General features: G+C 41.8%; 1 protein-coding gene. It reads right to left on the reverse strand.

Annotated features, from left to right (window positions below; translation table 11 throughout):
- Window positions 1-398: peroxidase-related enzyme (locus tag ACS8FD_RS19965; RefSeq protein ID WP_439277150.1), on the reverse strand; the 398-nt coding region annotated here is incomplete at its 3' end.
- Window positions 399-746 lie beyond the last annotated feature (348 nt).

The following is a 746-nucleotide window of genomic DNA, read 5'->3' on the forward strand; positions in this document are numbered from 1 at the left end:
TTAGGGCTGATGGGTGCATGTAAATAGTTGATTGCTATTTGATCTGCCAGTAGTGGTTCTTTAGAAAACACACGCAGTAACGCACCGTGAGCGATGACACAATATTGGCAGCCATTGGCGGCACTCGTCGCAGCCACGATCATCTCTTTTTCAGCTGGGCTTAGCGTACTACCTTCTCGCTCCATAATCGCATCGTAATAGGCAAAAAAAGCTCTGAACTCTGCTGGGCGGTACGCTAACACTAAAAACACATTGGGAATAAATTTGGCTTTTTCTTGCACCGCTAGAATGCGTTCTAAAATATCAGTAGGCAGGCTCTCCAATGATGGTACTGGATAGCGACTGATAGGCATGTTTGCGGAAGAATTAATAGTAGAATTGATAGAAAGATTACTCATGTGTCATCTCCATTGACATTATGTGATAGCTGTATCTAAGTAGTCTACCTCTATAGCTTAGTAATAAGTAGGTAAAAGCTCTCTTAATTTATAACACTTAGCTTTATAAAACGTTCAAAATACGCGTCAAATTTGCTACACTACGCCCGCACTAGCCAATTCCACAATCTTGCTAGTGTTATACCATCACAATTTAAATTTACCTTATTGCACTAGGTTTGCGACCTAGCCAGCAGGAGAAACACATGAGTACCACTCAAGACACCACTACAGACAATAATAAGTCAGCGCCCGCCTACGATAGCGTGACTAACAATATCGTCGTAGCTGCTCTTTATAAGTTCACAC

The sequence above is a fragment of the Psychrobacter sp. 1U2 genome, assembly GCF_051847575.1.